The organism is Kribbella sp. NPDC056951 (assembly GCF_042674205.1).
Lineage (GTDB): Bacteria > Actinomycetota > Actinomycetes > Propionibacteriales > Kribbellaceae > Kribbella > Kribbella yunnanensis.
On sequence record NZ_JBHUQZ010000011.1, the window covers coordinates 171,624 to 198,382 of the forward strand.

A 26,759-nucleotide genomic window follows, 5' to 3' on the forward strand; every position below is an offset into this window, starting at 1 on the left:
CCATCGGTCTCAGTGTCTTGACCGGGGCGATGGTGCGATTTAGCGTCCTGGACAGGCAAACGTTATCCCGTCAAGTATGGCTGGATTCCGGACCCCGAGGAGGGTTAGTGAGAGCTCGTCGAGTCGCGAATGACGAGCTCGGTCGGCAGCTCGACGCGGTCGCCGACCAACTCGCCGCGCATCAGGCGAGCGAGGAGGTCCAGTCCGGTTCGGCCCATCTCGACCAGCGGTTGCCGGACTGTGGTCAACGCCGGAACCGTCACCCGGGCCTCGTCGACGTCGTCGAAGCCGACAAGGCTGATGTCCCGGCCGACCTCGAGACCGCGGGCGCGGATCGCGCGGCCGGCACCGATCGCCATCAGATCGGACGCGGCGAAGACGGCGGTGGGCGGATCGGCCAGCGCCAGCAACCGATCCATCGCGGCGAACGCGTCAGCTTCCTGGAAGTTGCCATCGAGCACATAGTCCGGCGGTACGACGATGTTGGCCTCCGCCAGCGCGGATCGGTAGCCGCTGAGCCGTGCGCGGGAACACAGTTTCGGTTCGCTTCCGCCGATGTGGGCTATCCGTCGGTGGCCCAGTTCGAGCAGGTGGCGGGTGGCGTCGTACCCGCCTCGTTCGTTGCTCGAAGCAACTGTCGGTACGCCGTCGGGCGGGCTGGTGATCGGGTCGACGATGACGCACGGGATGCCGAAGTGGGTGAGCCACTCGTGCTGTGCGGAGGTCGTCTCCACGAGGACGAGCAGGACACCGCCGGTACCGCGGTCGATCAAGTGGTCGAGCCAGCCACCACCGGGCGTCTCGCGCCGGTGCAGTTCGGCCTCCGAGGCGGTGACGACAACGTCGAGACCGGTCTCGCGGGCCGCGGCCTCGATCCCGCTGAGCACATGGGCCGCGTAGGTGCTGCGCAGGCCGTGCATGACGACGTCCACGAGTCGTGCGGCGCCGCGCTGAGCGGCCGGCGTACTGGGTTCCCGGAGGTAGCCGACCTCCCGGAGCGCTGTCGTGACACGCTCCCGGGTCGCTGTGGCGACTCCGCCGCGCCCGTTGATGACCTTGCTCACCGTCGGTACCGAGACGCCGGCCATCCGCGCGACGACCGCCATCGTCGGCCCGGAGCGGACCCCCTCGGCCACGTGTTCCACCTCTGATCGACAGCAAGGACGAAATGACCAACGCAACTCTACGGAACCCGATCCTGCCGGGATTCCACCGCGTCGGACACCTGCCCGCCGACTTCGCCTTCTTCGAGATTGCTGGACGTGTCGAGGGTGCGGCGGAAAGTTATCGGCTGCCGGGTGATGAGATCCAGGGCTGGCGGGCGTAGCGTCTTAGCGCGGATCCAGGTGTCGCGGATCCATAGCTGGGGGCGTGGGGGTCGCGCTGTACGCACTGGGGTTGAGCGCGCCGGTTCCCGGCGCCTCGGAGACGTGGGCCGGTCCGGTCTGGACCGGCGACCCGATCTCCTGAGGGGGAGAGATGTTCCAATCGCATGGGTCCGGCGTGCGTGCCGGACAGGGCCCGACGCGACGCGCGGTTGCGCTCGGCGCCGGTGCGGTGCTGGTGTTCAGCGGGTTGCTCGCGGCCGTTCCGGCCGTGGCATCGCACCCGGAGGTCAGCCTGGCAGGCAGTAACTTCGAGATCGACACCAACGCCAACCTCAAACAGGACGACCCGAGCCCGTCGATCGACTGGGCGAGCGTCAGCGAGATCCGCAAGCAGGACTCACCCAGTGGCCAGAACGACGAGTCGTTCGGCAACGGCAGCAAGGAGGACACCGCCGTACCGTCGGTCGTCGACGGTGGCGTTCCGCCGAACAAGAGCGACCTGAAGTTCTTCGGGGTCCACCAGGAAGGCACCGGCTCGGCCGGCTTCCTGAACCTGTTCTGGTCGCGGGTCCAGGACCCGTCCGGTACGACGAACATGGACTTCGAGTTCAACCAGAGCCAGACCGCGTCCGGCAACGGGGTGACGCCCGTCCGGTCGGCCAACGACCTGCTGATCCAGTACGACCTGTCCAACGGTGGTGTCAACCCGACGATCTCCATCTCCAGGTGGGTGACGTCCGGGACCAAGGCGGACTGTGAGGCGTCGAATACGCTGCCGTGCTGGGGCAAGAAGACGCTGATCGGCGGCAGCGACGCGGCCGGATCGATCAACTCCAGCCTGATCGCAGCCGCGGACGCCGACGGTCTCGGCAGTCTGGACCCGCGCACCTTCGGCGAGGCCCAGTTGCGACTCTCCGCACTGTTCCCGCCCGGCAGTTGCTTCGCCTTCGGTTCCGCCTACCTGAAGAGCCGCTCGGCCGACACCTTCTCCTCGGCGCTGAAGGACTTCGTGCCGCCGACCCCGGTGAACATCACCAACTGCGGTTCCGTGCGGATCGTCAAGACCGACGACCTGAACGCCCCGCTGGCTGGTGCCGAGTTCACGCTCTACAAGGACAACGCACCGATCGGCGGCACCCGCGGCGCCGAGGACACCATCACAACCCAGAAGTGCACCACCATCGCCGACGGAACCTGCACGATCGGCAGCGTGCTCGCCGGTGAGTACTGGGTCGTCGAGACAGTCACTCCGCCCGGCCACGACACCGCAGCCGACCAGCACGCCACGGTAGTCGGCGGCGTGACAACCCCGGTCACGCTGACCTTCGTCGACCCGCGGCAGCGCGGCGCGATCCTGGTCACCAAGACCCGCAAACACGCGGCGTCCGGCTCCGGCAACCACCCGCAGTCCGGCGTCACCTTCACCCTCACCGGAGGCACAACGGGAGTCACCGACGCGAACGGACAGGTCTGCTTCGGCAACCTGCTCTTCGGGAACTACTCGGTGACCGAGACAGTACCCGCCGGCTACACCGCCGACGGCGCAACAGCCAAGACCGTTGCCGTCAACAACAAGGCCGCCTGCGGAGCAACGCCGTACGTCGGCGAAACGGTCGCCTTCGGCAACACCCCGCTCACCAACCTGTCGGTCTCCGTCGACTCCCAGATCGACGGCGGTACGGCGTCCACGATCGTCTGCACCGGCCCGAACGGCCAGGTGGCCACCGGCTCCACCGGTAGCACTGGAGACGGCTCCGCCACCGCCTCCGACCTGAAGCCCGGCATCTACACCTGCACAATCGACATCGACCCGTAAACCCCGGGCACCCCGAACCCGCCGGCCAGACCCCCGACCGGCGGGTTCCTGCCGAGCACCCCCGGCTACCAGTTGGTGAAGGAGCCGTCGAGGCGTCTTAGTTGGGGGGTTCGGGCTGGTGTGCCGGGTGTTTCGGTTTTGGTGGGGGTGAGTTCTACGCCGAGGCCGGGGAGGCGGGGGGCGGTCAGGGTGCCTTGGGTCAGGGAGTGTGGGTGGTTGATGGCCTTGTGGGCTGGGGTTGGTGGCATTTCTTGGATGCCGAAGTTTGTGCAGGCGAGGTTGAAGTGCATGGCGGCGGCGGTGGAGACCGGGCCCAGGGGGTTGTGGGTGGCGATCTTGATGTGGTGGGCCTCGGCCATGGCGGCGATTTTGCGGGCTTCGGTGAGACCGCCGGCGATGCCTAGGTCGATGCGGGCGTAGTCGATCAGGTCGGCTTCGATCAGGGGGCGGAACTGCCATTTGGAGGTGAGCTGTTCGCCGGCCGCGAGGGGTACGCCGGTGCGCCAGCGCAGCATGCGGTAGGCCTCGAGGTCCTCGGAGCGAACGGCGTCTTCGACGAAGTATGGGCGGGCCGACTCGATCTCACGGCACAGCGTGACGGCCTCGGGCGGATCGAGTCGGGTGTGGGCGTCGATGATCAGTTCGATGTCGTTGCCGACGGCATCGCGGACGGCGTGGAACTGGTCGATCGCGACTCGCATTGCCTGCCGCGGCTCCAGTACGTCGCCGGCTGTCGGGACCACGAGCCGGAGGTGACGCCAGCCCTCCTCGACGAGCCGGCGGGCGCCGGCCACGACCGCGTCCGTGTCGTGTCCCTCGGGATGAACGTGGGTGTAGCAGGTGACGTGGTCGCGAACCCGGCCGCCGATGAGTTCGTGTAGCGGTACGCCGAACGCCTTGGCGCGGAGGTCCCACAAGGCGATGTCGATCGCCGAGATCACTGCCGCGGCGGAGCGGTCGGCGGGGAAGAAGTCGCCACGGCTCAGCACCTGCCACAGGTGTTCGATCCGGCTCGCGTCGGTACCGATGAGCACCTCGTACAAGTGCCCCAAGGTGGCTCGGGAGACGGCCGACGACGTACGAACGCCGACCTCGCCCAGACCCTTCAGGCCGTCGTCCGTCTCCACGACGACGAGCAGCATGTCCTGCCCCCGACCGGGGATCGCGGTCAGCCATGCGTCTGCGATCTGCAACTCAGCCTCCTCGAGCGGTGCAACTAGTCTGTCGTGTTGCAGCAACTTTGCCAAGAGTTTCCGGAATGCTCTTGACTCGCTGCCAGCGCCGGTGCAGGCTCTGGGGCAAGAGGAGGTCGGTATGGCGGTGACCATCGCGGATGTCGCAGTCGAGGCTGGGGTGTCCAAGGCAACGGTGTCGCGGACGTTCGGCATGCCCGATCGGGTGAATGCCGCGACGCGCACGCATGTGCTGGAGGTCGCGGAGCGCCTGGGCTACATCCCGGATCCGATCCCGCGGTCGACGCGCACCGGTTCGATCGGGCTGATCGTGCCGGACATCGTCAACCCGTTCTTCCCACCGATGATCAAGGCCGTGCAGCGACGTGCGCGGTCCCGCAACTACGGAGTCTCGCTGGCCGACAGCGACGCGCATGCCGGTGAAGAGGCCGAGGCAGTTGCCGAGATGTCCAGGCAGGTCGACGGGCTGATCTTCTGGTCGTCCCGGCTTCCGAGCGAGACGCTGGTCGAGGTCGCGAGCAGGGTGCCGACAGTGCTCGTCAACCGCAGCGCCGGTGGTCTACCGACTGTCGTCGCTTCGAGTGAGGACGGGATGCGGCAAGCCGTCGAACACCTGTATGCGCTAGGCCACACGCGCTGCGCCTACGTCAACGCACCGCGCAGCGTGTGGTCCAACCAGCACCGGCGAGCCGCAGTACGGCGTACCTGTAAGTCGCTCGGTATGGAACTCGTCGAGGTCGGTCCGTTCGCCCAGTCTGTCGAAGGCGGTGTGCAGGCGGCCGACATCGTCGCCGCACATGGCGTCACCGCGGCGATCGCCAACAACGACCTGACCGCCATCGGGCTGATGCTCCAGTTGGTCAACCGCGGGCTGTCCATCCCCGACGACATCAGCGTCGTGGGCGTCGACGACACGTTCGTCGCCACCCTGACTCGTCCGCAGCTCACCACCGTGCGCATCCCCGTCGAAGAGATCGGCTCGCTCGCGGTCGACCTGCTGCTGAGCATCCTGCAGTCCAGGGACAAGGCGGACACCGGGCCGATCGAGGTCGACACCCAGCTCATTGTCCGGGGTTCCACCGGACCTGCGACCGCCAAGGTCCACTGGCCGGCTCGGCCGCTGCCAACCCAGGACTGATCACACCACTCCGATCACCACGCGCCCTCGGCGCGTGGCAGATCGGCCTGCCCTCATGCGCAAACGGGGTGCGCGGAAAGTGATGCCCTCATGCCTCATCAGGTTCAGTTCGTCATGCTCGCGTTGTCCCTGGCCATCGGCCCGGTGACGGCCGCGCAGCCGACGGAAGCAGCAAACCTCGTTCTGCCCCAGCCCCGGCGCGACCAGCCGGTGTCGTCCGAGCGGGTTCGCGACATCGCGGTGGCCTTCGTTTATCCGGCGGCCGCCAACCTCGACGCGTCATTGGACAAGATGGCCGAAGCCGGCGTACGGCGTGCGCAGGTCGTCGCGTCCTGGACCGGTCTCTGCCCGCGTCGTGATTCCTGCGACTACTCGGTACTAGATGCCTATTTCGCGAAAGCGGATCAGCGCGGCATCAGCACCGCCGTACACATCAACTCGACGCCCGACTGGGTGCACCCGGATCTGGTCGAGACAGTGCCGGACTACGGCCGGCGGATCTGGTACCCACCGACCCGGACTGCCGCCGAACTCCAGGAGTTCCAAAACTTCGTCCAGACCCTCGCCGCTCGCTACCGAGGCCAGGTGGAGAGCTACGAGATCTGGAACGAGGAGAACTGGCGCGACTTCTACCAGCCGGTCGAAGATCCCGCGGACTACGCGAAGCTGCTGCGCACGGGCTATCTCGCTGTGAAAGCGCAGGACCCGGCCACTGACGTGATCTTCGGCGGCACCACGCGAACCGACCCCGGCTTCGTCCGAAACGTGTACGCCGCACTTCGCACGTACCCCGATGCCGCGGGCAACGATGATTTCTTCGATGTGATGGGTGCGCATCCGTACACCGACGACCGGCATCCCGACAATCACGATCCGGCGAAGGTGCGTGAGAACGCGGCCGGTGGTGAGTTCGACGACAACTTCCTCGGCATCGATCGGCTCCGCTCCGAGATGGTCCGCCAGGGCGATGCCCACAAGAAGATCTATCTGGGGGAGTTCTCGTACTCGGCGATCCAGACCTGGATGGGGCTGGTCCCGGACGACCGCCGCGCGTACTACCTTCGCCGTACCTATGAGCTAGCTGCACAGCGTTCGTACATCTCCGGCCTGGCCTGGTTCGTGTGGTCCGAGACGAAGCCGGACGACGAGTGGCACGGGTGGACATTGCTGGAGTATCCGGACAAGCCGACCCGCACGTACGGCGAACTCGCGCAGCTGACCGGCGCAGCGACCTCGGAACGTCGACCTGCCCTCCGGCTCGCAGCCGGCGCGGCAACAGTCGACAAGCTGCCAAAAGCTGTACGGCGAGCCGAGCTCTATCTCGACGGCATACAAGTTGCTAGTGGCAATCAGTTGCCGCTCAGCTATCCGCCGCCGACTGCCGGCCGCACGGCATTGGCTCAGTTGGTCCTGTACACCGACGACGGCCGAACCATCGAGACGGCTCCCCGCTGGCTCGCCACCGGGCAGCAGGTCACGCAGGTCTCGCATCCACAGGTGAAGGCGAAACGAAGCGTGGATGTCGGCACAGGCGTCGCAGCCGCTGGACCTGTACGGCTCCGGATCACCAATGCCAGCGGCGCGATCGTCTCGACGACGACTCTGGGCGTCGGACATGGGCGACTCGAGCGCTTCGACGCGCTCGTCGCGCTGGATCGTCCTGGCACCTACCAACTCTCAGTTATCGACATCCGCGGCCACCAACTGGCCGGCGGAGCGACCCTGGAGGTTCTGCCATGAAGTACCGCAGCTGTGCGCTGCTGGTCGCCGCAGCCCTTGCCGTGACCGGATGCACCGCGGACGCCAAGCCCGTCGTCCACTCCACAACCAGCGCCCTGGAAGGCAAGGGCCCGATCACGTTCGTCACCGGCAAGGACTCCAGCGGCGTGCTGCAGGGCCTGCTGGACAAGTGGAACGCGGAGCACGCGGACGAGAAGGTCACGCTCGTCGAGCTTCCTGCCCAGGCCGACGGTCAGCGTCAACAGCTGATCCAGAACGCCCAGACGAAGTCGGCCTCGTACGGCGTAGTTGCGCTCGACGTCGTGTGGACCGCGGAGTTCGCGGCGAACGGCTGGGTCGACGAGCTGCCGCAGAGTGAGTTCCAGCTCTCGCAGATGATTCCGTCGCTGGTCGCGGGAGTGAAGTACTTCGACAAGATGTACGCAGCTCCGTGGGGTGGTGGCACGGGACTGCTCTACTTCCGCACCGACCTGCTGGCCAAGGCCGGCGTACAACCGCCTAAGACCTGGGCCGAGCTGACGGTTGCCTGCGACAAGGTCCTGAAGTTGCCGGAGGCAAAGGGTGTGGACTGCTACGGCGGTCAGTTCAACAAGTACGAAGGACTGACGGTCAACGCCTCGGAGGCGATCAACTCCGCCGGCGGTTCGGTGGTCGGGCCGGACGGCAAGCCGAACCTTGCCACCAGTGAGGCCAAGCGGGGCCTGGACTTCCTCGTCCAGGGGTTCGCGTCCGGGCACATCCCGAAGGCCGCGATCACGTGGGATGAGGAGGGCGGCCGCCGGGCGTTCCAGGAAGGCAAGCTGCTCTTCCACCGCAACTGGTCGTACGTCTACACGCTCGCCAACCGGACCGACGGCTCCAGCAAGGTCGCGGGCAAGTTCGGAGTCGCCCCGATTCCGGGCCTGGACGGACCGGGCAAGGGCACGATCGGCGCCAACAACCTGGCGATCAGCAAGTACACGAAGAACAAGGCGACGGCCCTGGCGTTCATCCAGTGGATGACCGGCCAGCCGACCGCCAAGCAGTTGATGGTGCAGTCGTCGCAATCGCCGTCGTACACGGCCCTGTACGACGACCCTGAGCTCGTCAAGCAGTTCGCCTTCCTGCCGATGCTCAAGGCGGGTCTCGTCAACGCCGCTCCGTGACCGTCGATCGTCCGGTACGGCGACGGTACGGCGGCGATCCAGGAGGAGATGAGCAGCGCGCTGACCGGCAAGAAGTCGTCCGAGCAGGCGCTGGCCGACCTGCAGCAGCGCCTGACCGAGATCGTCAACCGGTGAAACGTCCTGGCTGGTCGACCGCGCTGATGCTGTCACCGACCCTGCTCACCCTTGCCCTGGTGGTCGGATACCCGGTGGTGGCGGCGATCCGGCTGGCCTTCGTCGAAGTCGCCGATCGCGTCAACCCGCAGACCGGGATGCTCGAACGAACGGAGTCGATCGGGCTCGGCAACTTCGCGGGCATCTTCACCGGTGAGTCCAGTGAGGCGTTTCGCAACGCCTTCTGGAACACGACGCTGTTCACCGTCGTCGGGGTGGTCGCCGAGATGGCACTCGGCGTCGCGATGGCACTGGTCATGAATCGTGCGATCCGGACCCAGGCGCTGGTCCGGGTCAGCGTCCTGGTTCCGTGGGCGATCCCGACGGCGATCTCCGGACTGCTGTGGCGATGGGTCTTCGAGAGTGACGGCATCGCCAACGCCGTACTGCGGACTGACGTGGTCTGGACCGCGGACGATTCGACGATGCTCGGGTTCCTGTCGGCGCCGTTCACCGCGGTACTGATCGCCGACATCTGGAAGACCGCCCCGTTCATCGGCTTGCTAGTACTGGCCGGCCTGCAGGTTGTCCCGAAGGAGGTCTACGAGGCCGCGAAGATGGACCGCGCCGGGAGCTGGGCGACCTTCTGGCGCATCACGCTGCCGCTGGTGAAACCGACGCTGGTCGTCGCGGTCCTCTTCCGCATCCTCGACGCACTGAAGATGTTCGACCTGCCATTCGTCCTGGTCGGTGCGCACAAACACTCGGTGGAGACGCTGTCGACGCTCGCGCAGTACGAGATGTCGAACGTTCGGTACGGGCCGGCGGCGGCGTACTCGACTGTTCTCTTCCTCTACATCGCGCTGATCGCGTTCGTGTTCGTCAAACTGCTCGGCGCCGACCTGATCGGGCGCGGGCTGAAGGAGCGCCGATGACCAAACGTCTCCAGCTTGCCGACATCGGGTCCGCGTTGATCGTGCTGTTCTGCCTGGTCCCCTTCTACTGGATGATCGTCAGCGCGCTGCGGCACCCGGCCGACCAGTTCGCGACGACGCCGTTCCCGTTGCCGGTGTCGTTCCAGAACCTCGCGGCTGCGTTCGCGGAGCGCAACGGCTTCGGGCGGGCGCTGCTCAACAGCCTGATCGTCGCCGGTACGACGACTCTGCTCACGCTGGCGATCGGTATCACCACGGCCTACGTCATCGCCCGGGTCGAGTTCCGGTTCAAGAACGTCGTACTGGCGATCATCGTCGCCACCTCGATGTTCCCCGGTGTCACGTTGCTGATCCCGCTGCTGAAGCTGTTCGTCGGGCTGGACTGGATCAACACCTACCAGGCGCTAGTGCTGCCGAGTCTCAGTTTCGGGCTCCCGCTCACGGTGTTCAATCTGACGGCGTTCTTCAAGCAGTTGCCGTCGGAGCTCGAGGACGCTGCCCAGGTGGATGGATGCAGTCAGTGGCAGGCGTTCCGCGCGGTCATCCTGCCACTGGCGATGCCGGGGGTTTTCACGAGCGGAATCATCACCTTCATCGCGGCCTGGAACGAGTTCATCATCGCGTTGTCGTTGACGAACGATCAGAAGATGCGGACCGCGCCGGTGATCACCGCGCTGTTCACCGGCCAGTACAAGTTCGACCAACCGTTCGGAACCCAGATGGCGGCCGGTGTGGCCGTCACCGTCCCGTTGGTGATCGGCGCGCTGCTCTTCCAGCGCCGGATCGTCGACGGCCTGACCGCTGGAGCGCTGAAATGACAAGAGCACTCGCCGTCTTCGCCCATCCCGACGACGTCGACTTCAATGCCGCGGGCACGATCGCGCAGTGGATCCGGGAGGGAATCGAGGTGTCGTACCTCGTCGTCACCCGTGGCGAAGCCGGACAGGGGGAGCCCAGGGAGACGATCCAGCAAGTGCGGGAGGCCGAGCAGCGTGCCGCCGCGGCGGCCGTCGGAGTCCACGATGTCGAGTTCCTGAACGGCTACTCGGACGGCAGACTCACAGTCACCCTCGAACTGCGACGAGACATCACGCGCGCGATCCGGCTCAAACGGCCGCAGCGCGTGCTGACCAGCTCGCCGGACCGGACCTGGCGCCTGCTGGATGCGGATCATCCCGACCACGCGGCCGTCGGTGAAGCGACGGCTTGCGCGGTCTATCCCGACGCCCTGAACCCGTACGTACACCCGGAACTCGCCGGCCTCGGGACCTGGCCGGTGCCGGAGGTCTGGTTCAGCGAGCCGCCTGAACCCCAGCACTACGTGGACATCACCGACACGTTCGGCCTCAAGCTGGCCGCCCTGGCCCAGCACATCAGTCAGCCAGGCACGGAGGCCGACTCGGTGCGGAAGCGTTGTGCTGCGATAGCGGACAGGGGACAGCTGCAGCCAGATCGCCTGGCCGAGTCCTTCACGATCGTCCGACGCTGATCAGGTCACCAGGGAAGGCCGCGCAGGTCGATCGGCCGACCTGCCGGGAAGCCGTCGCCCAGCACCATCGCCGGGTGGGTGTAGGCCGTGATCTTCTCGCCGGTGTAGACGTTCGTCATCGTCACACCGGGTGCGACCTCGACCCACCCTGCGGCTTCGTAGAAGCCCTGGACAGCGCGCGAGCAGGTCAGGAATCCGAACGGAGCCGGGAGGACCTCACGGAGGTGCGCCATCAGTTCGACACCGAGACCGCGACCCCGGTACGCCGGGTCGGTGCAGACGTGGCCCACGCCGGCGACGTACAGGTCCTCATCTCCGACGCCGATCCGTCTGCGCTCGATGCCGAGGTGCGCGACCGGCACGCCACCGTCACTCAGGATCAACCGCCACTGCGGCCGCGCGAGCCACCACGACTGCTGACGGAAGTGGTCTGCTCGTCCCGGGAAGGCCTTGGCCAACAGCTCACGGAGCGGTTTGTCCTGGTCCTCGGTGAGCTCGGTCTCGGGAATCATTGCGATCGTCATCAGTCTGCTCCCTGACAAGGTGCCCATTGGGGATCATCGCTCACCTGAAGCCGGTACGGCGAGGAGTCCCGGCTCGGACGGTAGCCGATGGTGTTGGCGGTCGACCAGCGGCTCCCGGTGTTCGCCGAGACGCCATGCACGATGGCGAATCGCACTGGTGCCTCCAGAGCTCGGATGACCAGCTGCTGAAGATCTTCCGGCGCAAGCCAGTGATCCAACGCCTGTTGGGCAGGTGGCGTCGGCGTACAGGCACCTAGTCGTAGGCAGATCACTGATCCGCCGGAGCTGTACGAGTGGGTGCGCGCCGCGGCCTCGGCGAACGCCTTGGTGGCGCCATAGGCGCAGCAGGGTGCTGTCGGCAACTGAGTGACGACGGGTCCGTGCCGGTATTGGCCGACGGCATGGATCGAGCCGGCGAGCACCACTCTGGTCGTGGCGGCGGCGGTCAAGATGTTGGCGACGGCAACGACATTCGGACCGAGCAGGCTGTCCCAGCCGGAGTCGGGATGTGGATTGCCGGCCAGGTGGACGATCGCATCGACTCCGGTCACCGCGCGCCGGGCGACCGCGGCGTCGCTCAGGTCGCCGTCCGCCAGGTCGACCGGCCGGACCTCGTAGCGCTGCTCGAGTGCCGGAAGTACCTGCTGTGCAACATGTCCTGCCGCACCGGTCACGAGAATCCGCACCGCGTCTCACCTCCACAAGGCCCATCAGATGCTGGCACATCTGTGGAATCCGTGGCAAGCTGTTGCTGCATCGTTTCCATGAGTTGCCAGAAACAATGCAGTAGCCCGTGTGCCCGCCCCCTCGCCGGCCTGCCCGGCGCAGTCACAAGGAGATCGCTGATGTTCCAACGAAGAATCACCGTGCCGGTGGTAGCCGGCCTGCTCGCGCTGTCCGGTGCGCTGGTCGCCACGCACGCGACAGCGGCCGACGAGGCAACCACTTCGCGGGTGCTCGCGGACGACCCGCCGGCCGGTGTCCAGCCAGTCGGCGGCGGCACCGGGTGGGGCATCAAGTGGTGGGACGAGTTCAACGGAACAGCGGTCGACTGGGGCACGAAATGGAACGGGCACTCCAGCGCGCTGGCCGACGCGGGCCGGGGTAACAAGGGCAACCAGCAGCTCGAGTACAACCTGGATCGCAACTGCAGCGAGTCCAACGGCGTGATGACGATGACCGCCAAGCGCGAGCGTTACCAGGCGCCGTCCGGGACGACGTACGACTGGACGTCCTGTCTGCTGAGCTCGACGGGCAGCCGAGGCTTCACGTTCAAGTACGGCTTCATGGAGTCTCGCGCCAAGCTCACGTACGACGTCCTGAACGCCCAGGGGAGCCCGGTCTCGGACAAACGAGGCTTCTGGCCGGCGTTCTGGACCTGGCAGGCCGCCGGCGTGAACTCCTGGCAGGAGACGGATGTCTACGAGCAGTACAGCGACAATCCTCGCCGTCTCTACCTGACCTCGCACGCCAACGCCGGTGGTGGGTGCCAGGTGAACCTCGCCTTCGATCCGGGGGCTGACTTCCACGTGTACGGCGCTGACATCTCGGCGCAGGGCACCAAGTTCTACATCGACGGGAAGCTGGTCTGCAGCGTCGCCGGCGCCCCGTCGGAGAACACGAACATCATCGAGGACCTCTACGTCTATTCGCGCTCGGGCTACGAACCCAACCCGGCGACGGCATCAGGCAAGAAGGCCGTCGACTACGTGCGGGCCTGGCAGCGCTGAGCGTCAGTCACAGCATGAGGGCGGACGCGAAGGCCCAGCCGGTGCCGAGAGGTTGTCCGGTCGGCCAGGGGTTCCCGGTGGAAGCGTTGTGTGGGTAGAGAGTCAGCTGGCCGGCGGTGTTGCGGGTGACCAGGTCCGGCCTGCCATCGCCGGTCGCGTCGCCGGTGGTCAGTGCGACCACGCCTGACCAGTTGCCGACGACGCGAATCGGTGAACCGGTGCCGGTGGGATAGATCCAGAGCGAACCGTCCTGCTCGAGGTCGACCAGATCCGCGATCCCGTCGGCGGTGACGTCGGCCAATGTAAGCAGCCTGGCGGTGTTCCAGCCGGTGCCGGCCCATTTCCGACCGACGGTCCAGTGGTTGCCGGTGGCAAGCTTGTTGTGTGGGTAGATCCAGAGTTCGCCGGCTCGGTCGCGAGAGATCAGGTCGGCCCAGCCGTCGCCGGTGAGGTCGCCGAGCAGCAAGGCGGTGGCGGTGTTCCAGCCGCTGCCGCCCCAGGTTCGTGGAGCGGTCCACGGATCGCTCGTGGTGGCGCCGGTGTTGGGATAGACCCACAGATCACCGTTCCCGGCTAGCGGATCGCGAGCCAGTACGTCGGGCCGGTGGTCGCAGGTGACATCGCCGAGCAGCACCTGGTTCTCGAAGCCCCATCTGGTGCCGCCGGAGAACCGGGTCTGCCAGGGCTGGCTGGTGCCGGTGTGCGGGTAGATCCAGAGGTCACCGGCGCGGACCCGGCCGAGCAGATCCGGTCGGCCGTCGCCGGTCAGGTCGCCGGTCATCAGCGCGTTGGCGAAGTTCCAGCCGGTGCCGGCGGGGTAGCGCGCCACGGTGTACGGGTTCGCTGTCGTGGATCCGTTGTGCGGGTACACCCACAACGTGCCGTCCGCGTCGACCACGAGCGCGTCCGGACGGCCATCACCGGTGGCGTCTGCGACGAGCATGACTTTCGCGAGATCCCAGCCGGTGCCGGCGCCGTACCGGCCGATCGTGTAGGGGTTGCCGGTTGTGGATCCGTTGTGCGGGTACACCCAGAGTGCGCCGGAGCCGTCGCGCACGACCATGTCGGGACGCCCGTCGCCGGTCGCGTCCGCCTGCATCATCGTGTCGGCGAGGTTCCACCCGGTGCCGGCCCATTGGCGTGGGGTAGTCCAGGGGTTCGCTTGGCCGCTGGTGTTGGGGTGCACCCACAGGGTGCCGCTCGCGGCGGCTGGGTCGCGGCCGAGGAGTTCTGGTTTGCCGTCGCCGGTGACGTCGCTGAGCAGGATCGTGTTGTACATGTTCCAGCCGCCGCCGGCGGAGACCCGGGTCGTCCAGGGGTTGCCGGTGGTGCCGGTGTGGGGATCGATCCACAACGTTCCGTTTCCGGTGGCTGGGTCGCGGGCTACCAGGTCGGGCCGGCCGTCGCCGATGACGTCGGCGAGCAACAGGATGTCGGCGAAGTCCCAGCTGCCGCCGAGGCCGAGTTGTGAGGTCCACGGGTTGGTGGTCGTCGACCCGTCGTGGGTGAACAGCCTGAGGCTGCCTGCGTCCGGGCCGGGATCCCGTACGACGAGGTCCGGGCGCCCGTCGCCGGTGATGTCGTCCCCGGCAGCGGCAGCGACTGCAGACTTGGCCGCCGACCGCCGCGCTGACAGCGGAACGGAGTCCGGGCGCCACGATCGAGCGGTGGCGGCAGAGCCGGGTGCTGGGCGGGCTGCGCTCGTCGACGAGGCGGTGGCGGTGGCCGCCGTACCAGGAGGTGTTGCGCGGGCCGTGGCGGCGGGACTTGTCAGCGTCGTGGTGGTGAGGACGAGGGCGACGAGCGGTAGATGGAGCGAGCGGGTTCGCATCGGAGCTCCTACAGGGTGATGGGCCGGCCGGCGGGGTGGCTTCGGCCGTTGACGACGATGCGGTGCAGGCCGGGGAGCGGGGGAGTGTGCAGCACCACCCGGCGTGGGCGTTCGGCCTTCGGTCCGGTCCAGGTGACGGTCAGGGTCTTCTGGTCGGACGAGAGCCGGAAGGCGAGACGGACAGCGCCGTACAGCGTCGGCATGCGGTCGAACACGGTTTGACGCGAGTCCGACAGCCAGGCGAGTGGGCACAGGCGGAGCAGGTGCAGTTCGCCGTCGACCAGGCTGTCGTCGATGACCGCCTGGCGGACTGCCCAGGTGACCAGGGGCTGGACGAACAGGTTGCCGTACATGGCGTTGCGATGTTCGCCGGAGATGAAGGTCTGCTCGGAGCAGCCTCCGACCATCAGGCCGTACAGACCTTCTAGGAACAGCGATCGCTGGCCGCGTTGCCAGCTATGAAAGAGGTTCCAGCTGTAGCAGGGCTCGCCGCTGCTCTGCTCGTGGTCGAGCACCACGCGGTCCAGCGCGGTGTGGTGCCACGGGTCGAACAGCTTCGTATTGGGACCGACCCGGAAGAACTCGACGTACGAGCGCATCAGCGGGTCGTCGGCCGGCATCAGTCCGGCCCAGACCGCCGCCAGCGCACCCGAATCGAACGCTTCGAGGTACGGCCACGGGCTGTCCGGGCCGTAGAACTTCGTCGGCAACACCGGATGCGTGGCACCGCTCGGATCGGTCCACGTCGGCGCAGTCTTGGAAGCGGCACGCAGCGCGGCGACGAATGTACTGCGGAAACTCTCGGCGAACGTCGCGAACTCGGCCGCCCGTGGATGAGCGAGCCGCTTGAGCAGCCGGGCGGAGCTCACCAGCCCCTTGTAGTTCCAGACCTGAATCCAGATCGACTGCTGCTCGACGCCGGTGTCGTTCGACGCCGCGGCCGGCATCAGACCCTGTACGCCGGGATGGCCAGTGGACTCACAAGCGCGCTTGATGAAGTCGCAGGCGGCGATAATCGGGTCCAGCCACCGCGCGATGAACGCTTGATCGCGGCTGTACAACGCATGCCGAGCAGCGGCCTCGAGAATCGCGCCGTGATCGCCGAGCCAGTCGAAGGACTGCAGACTGAGCGGGGTCGCGAAGAAGCCCTGACTGCCGATCGACTGGTACGCCGCTCCCGGTGGTTGCCGCTTGCCTTGGACGTCGAGGTACACCTCGATGTGTCGGGCAACGACCTCGTGCCGCCCGAGCAGGTCCAGGAACATATGGCTGATCATCGAGGTCGGCGTACTCCACAACAGGTCGTACCCGTACGACCCGGTGAGGAAGGTGAACTTGCCTGAGTCCGGGCTCTTCTCGGCGATGATCTCGGCCAGCTGGACACTGCGCCGGAAGTAGGCGTCGACATGCGGTTCCGGAGTCTGGATCACGGCGGCGGCCGGTTCGTTGCTCCAGAACGCCTCGCACTGGGCCAGCGCACCATCATGACCGAGTGCCCACTCGGCATTCGCTTCCGCGGCCGGTTGCGGGAGCATCGGCAGCAGGACGTCGATATGGTTGCCTTTGGCCACTGGTAGACCGAGCTTGAGGTCGTAGATGCGCTCCTGGCCATCGGTCGGCGACAGACCGATGGTGCCGCCCTGCGGGGTTCCGACAATCACCCGTACGGCGCCACTTTCGTCGTACACGGGAACTGTCAGGGGACGGCCGTCCGGGTTCCAGATCCGGTCGATGCGCAGCGCCGAGTCGAGTGGTGCCGTGGATGGCACGGCCTGGATGGTGACGAATGCTTCCTGCTGTTCCGGCGGGCCCACATAGTGTTTGAAGTACGCCTTGCTGAGCCGCAGGACGAACTCGAACGTCGTTGGCGCGACCAACGGGTCGACGTGCTCGACGGAGAATCGGTGCCACGCATAGATCGGTTCGCTGGCGGTCTCGACGGGCTTGCCGCCTTTCACATGTGCGAAGACCGACTGACGCAGCACCAGTCCTTCCTGGCGGCGGTAGTCGGTGGTCAGGACCGGGGTGGCAGTGTCGTCGCGCCACCCCTGAACGCCGACCCCGAAGTCGGTGCGATGGAGGTACGTCGGTTCCTTCGGAAATCCTCCGCTGGACGGCATCACGGGGGTGAGCTGGAAGTCCTTTCCCTTGTACTCGTTCAGATAGGGCTTCAGTGTCGCGGCGCCGGACGGTGGCAGGGCGATCGCCGGTTGGCAGATCGTGGCCCCGTTGTAGAACACGTCGAACCGGAACAGATGGCCCTTCCAGCCGACGGGGGTCCACACCTGTCGTTGGGGCGGCCACCAAGTCTTCGCCGTCTGCACATCGGGCTCGCTGCCCGGGATGACGATCGTGTCGGTGTTGGTCTGACCGGCAGCGCCGGCGGCGGCCGGGGCTGCGAGACCTGCCAAGGTGCCACTGCCGATCTGCAGAGCGGCTCTGCGGGAGAAGGACGATGCCATGATGCGACTCCAGGGGTGGATGCGCGCGGCTCGAGGTCAGCCTTTGAGCGCGCCGGCGGTGAGGCCTTTCGTCACCTGCTTCTGCAGCAGTGCGAAGACCACGAGGACCGGGAGGGCGGTGATCATCATCCCGGCGAAGAGCGTGACCCAGTTGGTGCCGTAGTCCGCGGCCTGGCCCAGCTGGAACAAGCCGAGGGGAAGGGTCATCTTCGACGGACTGTGGATCAGCACGAGGGCGTAGAAGAACTCGTTCCAATTGCTCAGGAAGCTGATGATGGTGACGGAGGCCAGGCCTGGTCCGAGCAGCGGCAGGATGACCCGGATGAAGGTCGTGGTCGGGCCGGCGCCGTCCACCGCGGCGGCTTCCTCGAGCTCGCGGGGGAGGGTGCGCAGGAAGCCGACCAGAACGAAGATGTTGAACGGCAGGTTGTAGGTCGCGTAGACGAGGACCAGCCCCAAGCGGGTGTCGAGCAGCGCCAGGTCCTGCAGGGTGAGGTACAGCGGGATGAAGGTCACCATCCACGGAACCATCAGGCCGGTCAGGAACACCGCCAGTACGACGCCGTTGAGCCGGAACGGAATCCGGGCGATCGGATAGGCGGCGAACGCCGAGACCACGACACCGAGGATGGTGGCGCTGATGCTGACTATCACGCTGTTGCCGAAGAACGCACCGACATCCGCGTTGGTCCACGCGTTCGCGTAGTTCTCGAAGTGGAACTTCTCGGCGATGGTCCACGGCCGTGTCCCGAGAAACTCCTGATTCGTCTTCAGGGACACGTTCACCACCCAGGCGAACGCGGCCGCGGCCGAGAAGGCGATGGTGCCGAGCACCAGGTAGATGATCAGGTGATGCGGCCGGTACGACCTGGGGCGGATGTCAGTACTCGAGGTCATCGCGCTTCAGCACCTTGTTGAGGATTGTCGTGACGATCAGCAGTACCGCGACGAGGACCACGCCCATCGCCGCCGCGTAGCCGAACTCGGTCTGGTCGATGGCGATCCGGTACATCAGCGTGCCGACCACTTCGGTCGAGCCGAACGGGCCACCGCCGGTCATGATGTAGACGAACGCGAACGCCTGCATGCTCTGCACGATCCACAGCACCAGCAGGATGCGGAGCAGATCGTGCAGCATCGGCATCATCACCGACCAGAACAGGCGCCACTCGCCGGCGCCGTCGACCCGCCCGGCCTCCAGTACGTCGCGGGGCAGCCGCTCGAATCCCGCCGACAGCAGCACCACCCAGATCCCGATGCCCTGCCAGACGGTGGTGAACGCCACCGCAGGCAAGGCGGTCAACGGATCGCCCAGCCACTCCCGCGCCAGTCCGCCGAGACCGAGCTCCGCCATCGCCGGACTGATCAAACCGAGCGTCGGGTGGTAGATGAACTTCCACATCAGCGCGACCACCGCCGCCGACAGCACCACCGGCGCGAAGACCACGAACCGGAAGAACCGTTCACTGCGGATCGGCTGGTTCAGCGCCCAGGCGATCGCGACCGCCGGCGGAAACAGCATGCAGCCGCCGATGAAGGTGAAGGCGAAGGTGTTCTTCAGCGCGGTCCGGTACTCCGGGTCGGACAGCAGCGCGGTGTAGTTCGCGCCGCCGACGTATCTCGACGCGCCGGTGCGGGTCCAGTCCGACAACGAGATGCCGAACGTCCGCACCAGCGGATACAGGAAGAACAGCGCCAGCAGTACGACGGCAGGCAGCAGGAACGGGATGACGATACGCCGCTGGGCGTTGCGGAGCATGTCAGTTCTTGTGGACTCGTCGGAGGGCGGCGTCCAACCGCTGCAACGTCTCGTCCGCGTCCTGCTCGCCGAAGAGCAGTCGCGCGATCTCGGCGTACACAGGCTTTCCGGCTTTGCTCTGGGAGAGTCCGAAGTCGCGTGGCTGCAGTGCGTCTGCCTGGGACAGCACGGTGTCGATCCCCGGTACACCAGGCGGACTCGGTACGCCGACGACAGCCGAGACCTCGCCGATCTCGGTGGCGCGCTTGGTCTGGGTTTCGACGCTGGTCAGTTTGTCGATCCAGGACAGTGCCAGCGGGATGTCCGGGCTCTTGGCCGAGATCGACACGTTCTGCAGGGCGGCCATCACCGTGCCCTGGTCACCGGCTGCGCCGTCCACCTTCGGGAACGCGACGACCCCGAGCTCGAAGCCCTTCGGGATCACGTCCTTCATCTCGCTGACCAGCCACGAGCCCATCAGGATCATGCCGGCCTTGCCCTGGAAGAACTGCGCCTGTGCGGCGGTGAAGTCGGTGCCCTTGAACCCCTTCAGGAAGGCCTTCTTGTCCCGCAAGTCCTGCAGCATCTGCAGTCCTTTCAGGAAGCCCGGGTCCTCGGTGATGTGACCCTTGCCTTCGGTCAGCACCCCGCGGGCCTTGGCGTAGCCGACGGTTCGCAGCCAGAGATGGTCGCTCCACATCCCCATGTACGGTTCGAACAACCCAGTGAGTGCGATCGGGTCGACGTTCTTCGCCGTCAGCGCGTCCGCGGCCGACAGCAGTTCGTTCCAGGTCGTCGGCGGTTTGATCCCGAGGTCCTTGAACAGCTTCGCGTTGTAGAACAACACGTGCAAGGACAGCTCCGAGGGCACCGCGTAGATCTTCTTGGTCTCCGGGTGCTCCATGAACTTGCGCACGGTCGGGCTGTAGCGATCCAGCCAGGGCTTGCCGCTGGCCGGGTCCTTTTGCTGCAGGTACGGCGTCAGGTCCAGCAGCGCGTCGTCGTCCGCCCAGGCGCGCAGGTCCGGGACGGTGCCGTCGAACATGCCGTAGTCCACATCCGGCGGGGTCCCGGCACGCCACCGCTGTTCGAGGCCCGGGCGCGCCTCGGTGTTGGCGAAGGTCAAGGTCACCTTGGAACCGGGGTACTCGCTCTCCAGCCCGGTACTGAGGTTCTCCAGGAACTTCAGGCCGGGAGTGCCTTTGGCCGGCAGTACGCCGACCTCCAGCGGGCCCGGCTTGATCTGGTCACGCCATGACGTCGCGTCGGGGCCTGCGGCGGTCCCGGGGTTGCTGCTGCCGCAGCCCGAGACCAGCGCCAGTGCGAAGGCGGCTGTCAGGGCCGCGCGCCTCATTGTCATCGAAATGCTCCCTTGGTGGGCCGGAGATCGGCGCGGGGCGGCGTCTGCTGCACTTTTCGAAATAAGAGATAAAGCTTCCGATATGCGGATAATATGAGTTATTGGGGGCTTGATGCAAGGTCCTGGCGCGGTCGCAATGCGACGGCTTCGATCTCCACGAGGATCGTGCCGAGGTGGGCGCCGGCCGTCAGCCGAGCCGGGTAGGGCGCCTCGAAGAACTCCGGGAACACGGCGTCGTAGGCGTCCCAGTCGCGATCCGGATCCTCCAGGAACGCGGTGAGCTTGACGACGTCCTGAAGCGTCGCGCCCGCTTCGGCCAGCACTGCCTGCAGGTTGCGCAGCGTCTGCCGGGTCTGTTCGGCGACATCGCCGTCGCCGACGAGTAGACCGGTTTGCGGATCGACAGGCCCGAAACCGGCCGTGAAGATCAGGTCGCCGGCGATCCGGGCCTGGGCGTAGTGGCCGCGGGGTCGCGGCGCGGCCGTCGTGGCGACGGCCGGTGCGGTGTGCCTGGGGGATGACATGGTGAGCACTGTCCTGTTCTGGAGGGTCGCGCCTATGATCATACGAGAAGCTGAATTTATATCTCGTATATCGAAAGATAGGAAGTGGGCAGCGTGGAGATCCTCAAAGCGGGCTGGCCGGAGCGGGTCGAACGGTCGCCGGAGGTGATCGGCACGGTGAGCCGGATCCTGTCCGACGTCGAGCGGGAGGGGCTGCCGGCGATCCGCCGGTACTCCGAACAGCTGGACGACTGGAATCCGGAGTCGTTCGTCGTCTCCGCCGACCAGATCAAGGCCGCGGCCGCCTCGGTCGACGAGGAGCTGGCGGCCCATCTGGAGTTCGCGCGCGAGCAGGTCGAGGGGTTCGCCCGGTTGCAGCGAGCGACGCTGACGGACCTCGAAGCGGAGACCCGGCCCGGCGTCGTACTCGGGCACAAACACCTGCCGATCAGTCGCGTCGGCTCGTACTCACCCGGTGGGCGGTACCCCTTGATCGCCTCCTCGATCATGACCGTGACCGTGCCGAAGGTGGCCGGTGTGGACACGGTGGTCGCGATGGCGCCGCCGCGGGCGGCGAAGGGGATCTACGGACCGCAGCTCTACACGATGGACCTTGCCGGTGCCGACGTGATCGCCTGCCTGGGTGGCGTCCAGGCGTTCGCCGCCTTGGCCTTCGGTTTCGAGGATGTGCCGCCAGTCGACCTGGTGGTCGGTGCGGGCAACGCGTATGTCGCGGAGGCGAAACGGCAGCTGTTCGGAACGGTCGGGATCGACCTGCTCGCCGGCCCGACGGAGGTTGCCGTCATCGCCGACGAGAGCGCCGACCCGCGACTGGTCGCCGCGGATCTGCTCGGCCAGGCCGAGCACGGCTTCAACAGTCCCGCGCTCTTGGTGACGACCGACCGAGCCTTCGGTACGGCGGTCCTTGCCGAGATCGAGCGGTGGTTGTCCACCGACTGGCCGACCGTCGAGGTTGCGGGCGGTGCTTGGCGTGAGCACGGCACGGTCGTGGTGTGCGACTCGCGCGAGGAAGTCGTCAAGGTGTCCGACGCCTATGCGCCGGAGCATCTGGAAATCCAAACCGCGGACGACGATTGGTATGCGGCGAACCTCCGCAACTACGGATCGTTGTTCATCGGGCCCGAAGCTACGGTTGCGTTCTCGGACAAATCCATCGGCACCAATCACGTCCTGCCGACCGGCCGGGCCGGTCGCTACACCGGTGGTCTGTGGGTCGGCAAGTTCCTCAAGACGGTCACCTACCAGCGGCTCACCGCAGCGGGCGCGGCCTCGATCGCGCCATCGACGGCAGCCATCGCCGACGCCGAGCTGATGTACGGTCACGCCCTCACCGCCCGCCTCCGCGAGTCCTGAACTCTTGTCAGGTCGGCGCGTGGCACTTTACGCTCACCTGATATCCGGAAATTATCTTCGATATCTCGAATTTAGGAGTCCGCGATGCCACGACCGCCCGCCTGGTACCGACGACGTCCAACCGCCCTCGCGCTGGTGACGGCGCTGCTGGCCATCCTCCTTCCGCCTCCGACGGCGATGGCCGCCGCGGCCGCCGTACCGGAGGTGCCGAAAGTCCTGATCGGACAAGACTTCCCGGATCCGGACATCCTGCGCGTCGGTGACACGTGGTACGCGTACTCGACGAACAACTCGCTGCATGTGCCGGTCGCCAGTGCGCCGACGATCGACGGGCCGTGGTCGATGCGCGGGGACGCGATGCCGCAAGGCTGGCACGACGGCTGGTCGGAGTACGGGTACACCTGGGCGCCGGACGTCGCGGCCAATGCCGACGGATCGTTCACGCTGACCTACACCGCCAGGCATACGGCATCCGGCAAGCAGTGCATCGGCGTCGCGCTCGCCAACTCACCCCTCGGCCCGTTCGTGCCGTACGGCGGCCAGCCGCTGATCTGTACGACGTCAATCGGCGGAGCGATCGACGCCAACACGTTCCTGGCGTCCAACGGCACTCGCTGGCTGATGTGGAAGAACGACGGCAACGCGATCGGCCAGTCGAGCACGCTGTGGGTGCAGCAGGCGGTCGACAACGGGGCTCGCCTGATCGGAACGCGGTACTCGATGCTCTCGGCGCCGGCCGGCCAGGTGATCGAGGCGCCCGACATCATCGAGCGCGACGGCCGGTACGTGCTGTTCTACTCCGGCGGCGACTACGGCGGATGCGGCTACCTCACGTCGTACGCGACCTCGACCAACCTCGGTGGACCGTGGACCCGCGCGGCCCAGCCGCTGATGACCACGGGCAACACCGGTCTGTGCGGGCCCGGGGGAGCTGATGTCGTCACCGAGGCCGATGGACTGACCGGTGGTGACAAGGTCGTCCTGCACGGCTGGGTCGGCGGGGCCCGGCACATGTTCTCGATCGATCTGAGCTGGGTGAACGGATTCCCGGTCCAGGGCGGTCACCGGGCCGCGTCGCTCGACGGGAACGGCCGAGCCGAGGTCGCCGAGATCCTGGCCGACGGGACGGTCCATGCCGCCCAGAACTACAAGGGCTTCGCCACGATGCCCTACAGCGCGTCGCTGCAGATCGCCGACAAGCGCCACGATCCGAGCCGGGTCCGGTTCGCCGATCTGAACGACGACGGCCGCAAGGAAATGATCGAGATCCAGGCCAACGGTGAGATCCATGCCTGGCTGAACTCGGGCGGATTCCGGGCGAACGCATTCACCACCGAGATCGTCATCGCCACCGGCTTCTTCGTGCCCGGCCGGGTCAAGTTCGCCGACCTGGACGACGACGGCCGGGCGGAACTCATCGAGGCCACCGAGAACGGCACCGGTGACGTCAAGGCCTGGCACAACGACCTCGCCTTCGCCGCGATGCCGTACGGCGCTCAGAAGCTGATCGCGGACGGGTTCTATGTTGCCGCCCGCACCTTCTTCGCCGACATCGACGGCGACGGGCGCGACGAGATCATCGCCGTACAGGACCAGCCCGGTCACCCGGTCGATGCCTGGCACAACGATCGGGGCTTCGTCGACCGCCCGTACGGCGACATGGTGACGATCGCGGACGGGTTCGACGAGCCGGAGCGGGTGCGCTTCATGGACCTGGACGCCGACGGACGCGACGAGATCGCCGCCGTACAGGACACCGGCGACATCCAGGCCTGGCACAACGACGAGGGCTTCCGCATCCGCCCGTACGGCGACTCCGTCATCATCGGCGACGGCTGGGACGAGCCGGCCCGCACCTTCTTCATCTGAGCAAGGACATGACATGCCGAACCTTCCCCGTAGGGGTTTCCTCGCACTCACCGGCGGTGCCGTCGCCGGATCGCTCGTACCGTCGGCGGCCGAAGGTGCCCACGGCAATCAGGTCGTCGCGGACAGCTCGCCGTACCGGTCGGGGGAGGCAGATCTCGCCACCGCGCGGTCGTGGTGGCCGCCGCAACGACAGGAGTGGACGCCGATCGGCTGGAAGGGTCACCTGTTCCGCTTCAACGTGTTCTACAACGGGATGCTGATGTGCGAGCCGGGTCCGGGGTGGAACACCAAAGAGAACGTGATGAAGTATCAGGGGCAGGGCATGCAGTTGCAGTTCCTGCCGCCCGACTTCCACGGTGGGTTCCCCGCGCCGCCGAATCACGCCCGGTACATGTGGCAGGACGACCTCGGCATCGGCGAGCAGGGCTGGCGGCCGGACACGGTCGCGCCGGTGCTGTGGACCAGATGGCGCCTGCCGCAGGGAGTCGTCGTACGGCAGTCTGTGCTCGGTCATCTGAAGGGCGGCGGTGCGTACGAGGGGGAGACGGATCCGCTGTATGCCTGGGTGCGCCTCGAGGTCGAGCAGGTCGATCCGGTTCGGGCGCCGGAGACGTTGCCGTTCGTGGTTCGGGTCGCGCGTCGGCACCTGTTCTTTCGCGACCGGTACGCCGACGAGAACGGGGTCACGCTGGAGTACGACCCTGCGCAAGCGCCGATGCCGGGGCGGATGCGGGTCGCCCCGGTGTTCAACCCCGGCAACCGCCCGTACGAGCGCCGCATCCAGCATCTCGACAACACCGTCCGGATCGGTACGTCGGCGTTGCGGCAGGACCAGGCGTCGTTCACCGAACTCGCGACCGAGCGGGTCTACGACCTGAAGGTCATTCTCGATGTCACGGCCGGCGCTCACGTGGACTTCCTCGTCGCGATGCGGCCGCAGCCGCGGGAGGAGTTCGACCGTGAACTCGCTCTCGGCTGGGACGGGGCGCTGGCTGAGGCGAACGCGTACTGGACGGCGACGGCCAAGCCCGGTGCGGAGATCCACACTCCAGAACCCTTTGTGAACGAGGCTTTCCGGCGGTTCGTCGAGCTGGCGGAGATCGTCGGTGAGAAGAGCCCGGAGACGGGTGACCACACGTTGCTGACGGGCTCTTTCGGGTACGACGTGCTGTGGGCGACGCCGACGTCGATGGCCTTCCATATGTTGCTCGACCCGCTTGGGCGGCACGATATCGCCCTTAAGCATCTGAAGTTGTTCAAGGCGACGCAGGGGACCCGGAAACCGCCGGGGCAGGCTTACGCCGAGCATCCGGGATACCTCGGCTCACCGCGTCATCTGCAGGCCTTCGACTGGTTGTCGGATCACGGTGCGCTCCTGCACACGATCGCGTACCACGCTCTCCTGAGCGGCGACGTCGAGTTCGTCCGCGACTGGACGGAGGTGGTCGTCAAGGCCTGCGACTTCGTCAAGGACTCGTGCGAGAACACCAACCACGACGGCATCCACGGCCTGATGCCCAAGGCCGTTGCCACCGACGAATTGCTCGAGACCCAAGCGGTCTGGTCGGAAGCCTGGTGCTACAAGGGTTTGTCCACCGCCGTCCGTCTGCTCACCAAGCTGGGGCACCCGCGCGCGGCGGAGTTCGACCAGGCCAGGCAGGCCTTCCAGGACAAGCTGGTCAGTGCCTACCGCGACCTGATGAGCAAGGCGCCGACGTGGCCGCACCCGAACGGATCGCGGCAGCCGGTGCCCAAGGCCGACTACACCGATCGGCCCTTCCACATCTTCCAGGACGCGTTCCTGCTCGACACCGGTCCGCTGTTCTTCGTGTGGGCCGGGGTCTTCGCGGCGAGTGACCCGCTGATGACATCGCATCTCGACTACTTCCGGGTCGGCCCGAACTCCGAGCTGTGGGACGTCCGCTCGAACGCGATCCACCGCGCGACGCTACTGCACGAGGTGTCGAGCTGCGAGCCGTGCTACAGCTGGAACCTGACGCACAGCTGGCAGGCCGGTGATCGAGCCAAGTTCTTGGAGGGCGTCTACAGCCTGTTCGCGGCCGGGATGTCACCGCAGACGTTCATCTCCAACGAGCACCGGCACAGCATGCAGGGACAGCTGTCGTCGTCCGGCCTCGTCACCTGGCATCTGCTCAAAGCCGTCGTCGACGACGCGATCGCCTCCCAGGAACTTCATCTGCTCCGGCTCTGCCCGCTGCCCTGGCTGAGCTCGGACGAGGAGACCGTCTTCAACCGCCTCCCGACCGAGCACGGAACGGTCGATCTGCGGTTCCGGCTGGCCAACCACGGCAAGCGGCTGGACGTCACCTTCAAGCCCACCTGGCGCTGGCCGCACCCGCCCCGCGTCCTGCTACACACTCCGCCGCTTCCCGGCCTCCGCACGATCCGCGTGAACGGCCGCGAACGCCCGGCGTCACCCGGTCGCCCGATCAGCATCTGACCCCCGGAG

The 26,759-nt window shown here is 66.7% G+C and carries 22 protein-coding genes; 12 read left to right on the forward strand and 10 right to left on the reverse strand.

What is annotated here, in order from left to right; genetic code table 11:
• Nucleotides 1–104 precede the first annotated feature (104 nt).
• Entirely contained in the window at nucleotides 105–1,136 is a 1,032-nt protein-coding gene (locus ACFTSF_RS32940; RefSeq protein WP_380158436.1) for a LacI family DNA-binding transcriptional regulator, read from the reverse strand.
• 32 nt (nucleotides 1,137–1,168) lie between these two features.
• On the opposite strand from ACFTSF_RS32940, the gene ACFTSF_RS32945 reads away from it, so the two are divergent.
• Together ACFTSF_RS32945 and ACFTSF_RS32950 are read left to right on the forward strand one after the other, a co-directional pair.
• Complete coding sequence (locus ACFTSF_RS32945; protein ID WP_380158437.1) at nucleotides 1,169–1,327, forward strand: hypothetical protein; 159 nt, start codon at nucleotides 1,169–1,171, stop codon at nucleotides 1,325–1,327.
• A gap of 152 nt (nucleotides 1,328–1,479) precedes the next feature.
• Nucleotides 1,480–3,144: a collagen binding domain-containing protein gene (locus ACFTSF_RS32950; protein ID WP_380158438.1), complete on the forward strand. Its 1,665-nt coding sequence runs from the start codon at nucleotides 1,480–1,482 to the stop codon at nucleotides 3,142–3,144.
• A gap of 65 nt (nucleotides 3,145–3,209) precedes the next feature.
• Here ACFTSF_RS32950 and ACFTSF_RS32955 read toward each other — a convergent pair whose 3' ends face one another.
• Nucleotides 3,210–4,337, reverse strand: coding sequence for a mandelate racemase/muconate lactonizing enzyme family protein (locus tag ACFTSF_RS32955; protein WP_380158440.1), 1,128 nt, complete (start codon nucleotides 4,335–4,337; stop codon nucleotides 3,210–3,212).
• 121 nt (nucleotides 4,338–4,458) lie between these two features.
• Here ACFTSF_RS32955 and ACFTSF_RS32960 point away from each other — a divergent pair, with 121 nt between their 5' ends.
• The 6 genes from ACFTSF_RS32960 to ACFTSF_RS32985 all read left to right on the forward strand — a co-directional run bounded on the left by ACFTSF_RS32960 (nucleotide 4,459) and on the right by ACFTSF_RS32985 (nucleotide 10,898).
• Nucleotides 4,459–5,475 carry a LacI family DNA-binding transcriptional regulator gene (locus ACFTSF_RS32960; RefSeq protein WP_380158441.1) on the forward strand — a complete coding sequence of 339 codons (1,017 nt, stop codon included), beginning with the start codon at nucleotides 4,459–4,461 and terminating at the stop codon, nucleotides 5,473–5,475.
• A gap of 90 nt (nucleotides 5,476–5,565) precedes the next feature.
• A complete protein-coding gene (locus tag ACFTSF_RS32965) occupies nucleotides 5,566–7,215 on the forward strand; it encodes a hypothetical protein (RefSeq protein ID WP_380158443.1) in 1,650 nt (549 codons plus the stop codon).
• Complete coding sequence (locus tag ACFTSF_RS32970; RefSeq protein WP_380158445.1) at nucleotides 7,212–8,360, forward strand: ABC transporter substrate-binding protein; 1,149 nt, start codon at nucleotides 7,212–7,214, stop codon at nucleotides 8,358–8,360. Before ACFTSF_RS32965 ends, ACFTSF_RS32970 begins: the two co-directional genes overlap by 4 nt.
• Before the next feature lie 131 nt (nucleotides 8,361–8,491).
• Nucleotides 8,492–9,409, forward strand: coding sequence for a carbohydrate ABC transporter permease (locus tag ACFTSF_RS32975; RefSeq protein ID WP_380158447.1), 918 nt, complete (start codon nucleotides 8,492–8,494; stop codon nucleotides 9,407–9,409).
• Complete coding sequence (locus ACFTSF_RS32980) at nucleotides 9,406–10,227, forward strand: carbohydrate ABC transporter permease (protein ID WP_344160166.1); 822 nt, start codon at nucleotides 9,406–9,408, stop codon at nucleotides 10,225–10,227. The genes ACFTSF_RS32975 and ACFTSF_RS32980 overlap by 4 nt, the downstream gene beginning before the upstream one ends.
• A complete protein-coding gene (locus tag ACFTSF_RS32985) occupies nucleotides 10,224–10,898 on the forward strand; it encodes a PIG-L deacetylase family protein (protein ID WP_380158449.1) in 675 nt (224 codons plus the stop codon). The genes ACFTSF_RS32980 and ACFTSF_RS32985 overlap by 4 nt, the downstream gene beginning before the upstream one ends.
• 5 nt (nucleotides 10,899–10,903) lie before the next feature.
• Here the strand turns inward: ACFTSF_RS32985 and ACFTSF_RS32990 are convergent, their stop codons facing one another.
• Both ACFTSF_RS32990 and ACFTSF_RS32995 read right to left on the reverse strand, forming a co-directional pair.
• Nucleotides 10,904–11,422 (reverse strand): GNAT family N-acetyltransferase, encoded by a 519-nt coding sequence (locus ACFTSF_RS32990; protein WP_380158451.1) that lies wholly within the window; start codon nucleotides 11,420–11,422, stop codon nucleotides 10,904–10,906.
• On the reverse strand, nucleotides 11,422–12,108 hold the full coding sequence (locus ACFTSF_RS32995; RefSeq protein WP_380158453.1) for an NAD-dependent epimerase/dehydratase family protein: 687 nt from the start codon (nucleotides 12,106–12,108) through the stop codon (nucleotides 11,422–11,424). The genes ACFTSF_RS32990 and ACFTSF_RS32995 overlap by 1 nt, the downstream gene beginning before the upstream one ends.
• Before the next feature lie 159 nt (nucleotides 12,109–12,267).
• Between ACFTSF_RS32995 and ACFTSF_RS33000 the strand changes: the two genes are divergently transcribed.
• Entirely contained in the window at nucleotides 12,268–13,152 is an 885-nt protein-coding gene (locus ACFTSF_RS33000) for a family 16 glycosylhydrolase (protein ID WP_380158455.1), read from the forward strand.
• Nucleotides 13,153–13,159: 7 nt separating this feature from the next.
• Here ACFTSF_RS33000 and ACFTSF_RS33005 read toward each other — a convergent pair whose 3' ends face one another.
• The 6 genes from ACFTSF_RS33005 to ACFTSF_RS33030 all read right to left on the reverse strand — a co-directional run bounded on the left by ACFTSF_RS33005 (nucleotide 13,160) and on the right by ACFTSF_RS33030 (nucleotide 21,067).
• Entirely contained in the window at nucleotides 13,160–14,983 is a 1,824-nt protein-coding gene (locus ACFTSF_RS33005; RefSeq protein ID WP_380158457.1) for an FG-GAP repeat domain-containing protein, read from the reverse strand.
• Between the two features lie 8 nt (nucleotides 14,984–14,991).
• The gene (locus ACFTSF_RS33010; protein WP_380158459.1) at nucleotides 14,992–17,445 is read right to left on the reverse strand and encodes a hypothetical protein; all 2,454 of its coding nucleotides are present in this window, start codon (nucleotides 17,443–17,445) and stop codon (nucleotides 14,992–14,994) included.
• A 36-nt stretch (nucleotides 17,446–17,481) separates the two neighbouring features.
• Nucleotides 17,482–18,342: a carbohydrate ABC transporter permease gene (locus ACFTSF_RS33015; RefSeq protein ID WP_380158461.1), complete on the reverse strand. Its 861-nt coding sequence runs from the start codon at nucleotides 18,340–18,342 to the stop codon at nucleotides 17,482–17,484.
• Nucleotides 18,326–19,204 carry a carbohydrate ABC transporter permease gene (locus ACFTSF_RS33020; RefSeq protein WP_380158463.1) on the reverse strand — a complete coding sequence of 293 codons (879 nt, stop codon included), beginning with the start codon at nucleotides 19,202–19,204 and terminating at the stop codon, nucleotides 18,326–18,328. The genes ACFTSF_RS33015 and ACFTSF_RS33020 overlap by 17 nt, the downstream gene beginning before the upstream one ends.
• A gap of 1 nt (nucleotide 19,205) precedes the next feature.
• Nucleotides 19,206–20,543, reverse strand: coding sequence for an ABC transporter substrate-binding protein (locus ACFTSF_RS33025; RefSeq protein ID WP_380158465.1), 1,338 nt, complete (start codon nucleotides 20,541–20,543; stop codon nucleotides 19,206–19,208).
• Between the two features lie 98 nt (nucleotides 20,544–20,641).
• Nucleotides 20,642–21,067 carry a RidA family protein gene (locus ACFTSF_RS33030; protein ID WP_380158467.1) on the reverse strand — a complete coding sequence of 142 codons (426 nt, stop codon included), beginning with the start codon at nucleotides 21,065–21,067 and terminating at the stop codon, nucleotides 20,642–20,644.
• 93 nt (nucleotides 21,068–21,160) lie between these two features.
• Here ACFTSF_RS33030 and hisD point away from each other — a divergent pair, with 93 nt between their 5' ends.
• The 3 genes from hisD (at nucleotide 21,161) to ACFTSF_RS33045 (ending at nucleotide 26,750) form a co-directional block, all read left to right on the forward strand.
• Nucleotides 21,161–22,420 carry a histidinol dehydrogenase gene (gene hisD / locus ACFTSF_RS33035; protein WP_380158469.1) on the forward strand — a complete coding sequence of 420 codons (1,260 nt, stop codon included), beginning with the start codon at nucleotides 21,161–21,163 and terminating at the stop codon, nucleotides 22,418–22,420.
• 84 nt (nucleotides 22,421–22,504) lie between these two features.
• Nucleotides 22,505–24,289, forward strand: a complete 1,785-nt coding sequence (locus tag ACFTSF_RS33040; RefSeq protein WP_380158471.1) for a glycoside hydrolase family 43 protein — start codon at nucleotides 22,505–22,507, stop codon at nucleotides 24,287–24,289.
• A 13-nt stretch (nucleotides 24,290–24,302) separates the two neighbouring features.
• The gene (locus ACFTSF_RS33045; protein WP_380158473.1) at nucleotides 24,303–26,750 is read left to right on the forward strand and encodes a hypothetical protein; all 2,448 of its coding nucleotides are present in this window, start codon (nucleotides 24,303–24,305) and stop codon (nucleotides 26,748–26,750) included.
• Nucleotides 26,751–26,759: the final 9 nt, after the last annotated feature.

Bases quoted from the DNA above. Each gene is read 5' to 3' on its own strand.
- ACFTSF_RS33045 (WP_380158473.1), top strand. From the start codon at position 24,303: ATGCCGAACCTTCCCCGTAGGGGTTTCCTCGCACTCACCGGCGGTGCC.
- ACFTSF_RS32985 (WP_380158449.1), top strand. From the start codon at position 10,224: ATGACAAGAGCACTCGCCGTCTTCGCCCATCCCGACGACGTCGACTTC.
- ACFTSF_RS32965 (WP_380158443.1), top strand. From the start codon at position 5,566: ATGCCTCATCAGGTTCAGTTCGTCATGCTCGCGTTGTCCCTGGCCATC.
- ACFTSF_RS33020 (WP_380158463.1), bottom strand. From the start codon at position 19,204: ATGCTCCGCAACGCCCAGCGGCGTATCGTCATCCCGTTCCTGCTGCCT.
- ACFTSF_RS32950 (WP_380158438.1), top strand. From the start codon at position 1,480: ATGTTCCAATCGCATGGGTCCGGCGTGCGTGCCGGACAGGGCCCGACG.
- ACFTSF_RS33000 (WP_380158455.1), top strand. From the start codon at position 12,268: ATGTTCCAACGAAGAATCACCGTGCCGGTGGTAGCCGGCCTGCTCGCG.
- ACFTSF_RS32990 (WP_380158451.1), bottom strand. From the start codon at position 11,422: ATGACGATCGCAATGATTCCCGAGACCGAGCTCACCGAGGACCAGGAC.
- ACFTSF_RS32980 (WP_344160166.1), top strand. From the start codon at position 9,406: ATGACCAAACGTCTCCAGCTTGCCGACATCGGGTCCGCGTTGATCGTG.
- ACFTSF_RS32960 (WP_380158441.1), top strand. From the start codon at position 4,459: ATGGCGGTGACCATCGCGGATGTCGCAGTCGAGGCTGGGGTGTCCAAG.
- ACFTSF_RS33005 (WP_380158457.1), bottom strand. From the start codon at position 14,983: ATGCGAACCCGCTCGCTCCATCTACCGCTCGTCGCCCTCGTCCTCACC.
- ACFTSF_RS32945 (WP_380158437.1), top strand. From the start codon at position 1,169: ATGACCAACGCAACTCTACGGAACCCGATCCTGCCGGGATTCCACCGC.
- ACFTSF_RS33040 (WP_380158471.1), top strand. From the start codon at position 22,505: ATGCCACGACCGCCCGCCTGGTACCGACGACGTCCAACCGCCCTCGCG.
- ACFTSF_RS33015 (WP_380158461.1), bottom strand. From the start codon at position 18,342: ATGACCTCGAGTACTGACATCCGCCCCAGGTCGTACCGGCCGCATCAC.
- ACFTSF_RS32970 (WP_380158445.1), top strand. From the start codon at position 7,212: ATGAAGTACCGCAGCTGTGCGCTGCTGGTCGCCGCAGCCCTTGCCGTG.
- ACFTSF_RS33025 (WP_380158465.1), bottom strand. From the start codon at position 20,543: ATGACAATGAGGCGCGCGGCCCTGACAGCCGCCTTCGCACTGGCGCTG.
- ACFTSF_RS33010 (WP_380158459.1), bottom strand. From the start codon at position 17,445: ATGGCATCGTCCTTCTCCCGCAGAGCCGCTCTGCAGATCGGCAGTGGC.
- ACFTSF_RS33030 (WP_380158467.1), bottom strand. From the start codon at position 21,067: ATGTCATCCCCCAGGCACACCGCACCGGCCGTCGCCACGACGGCCGCG.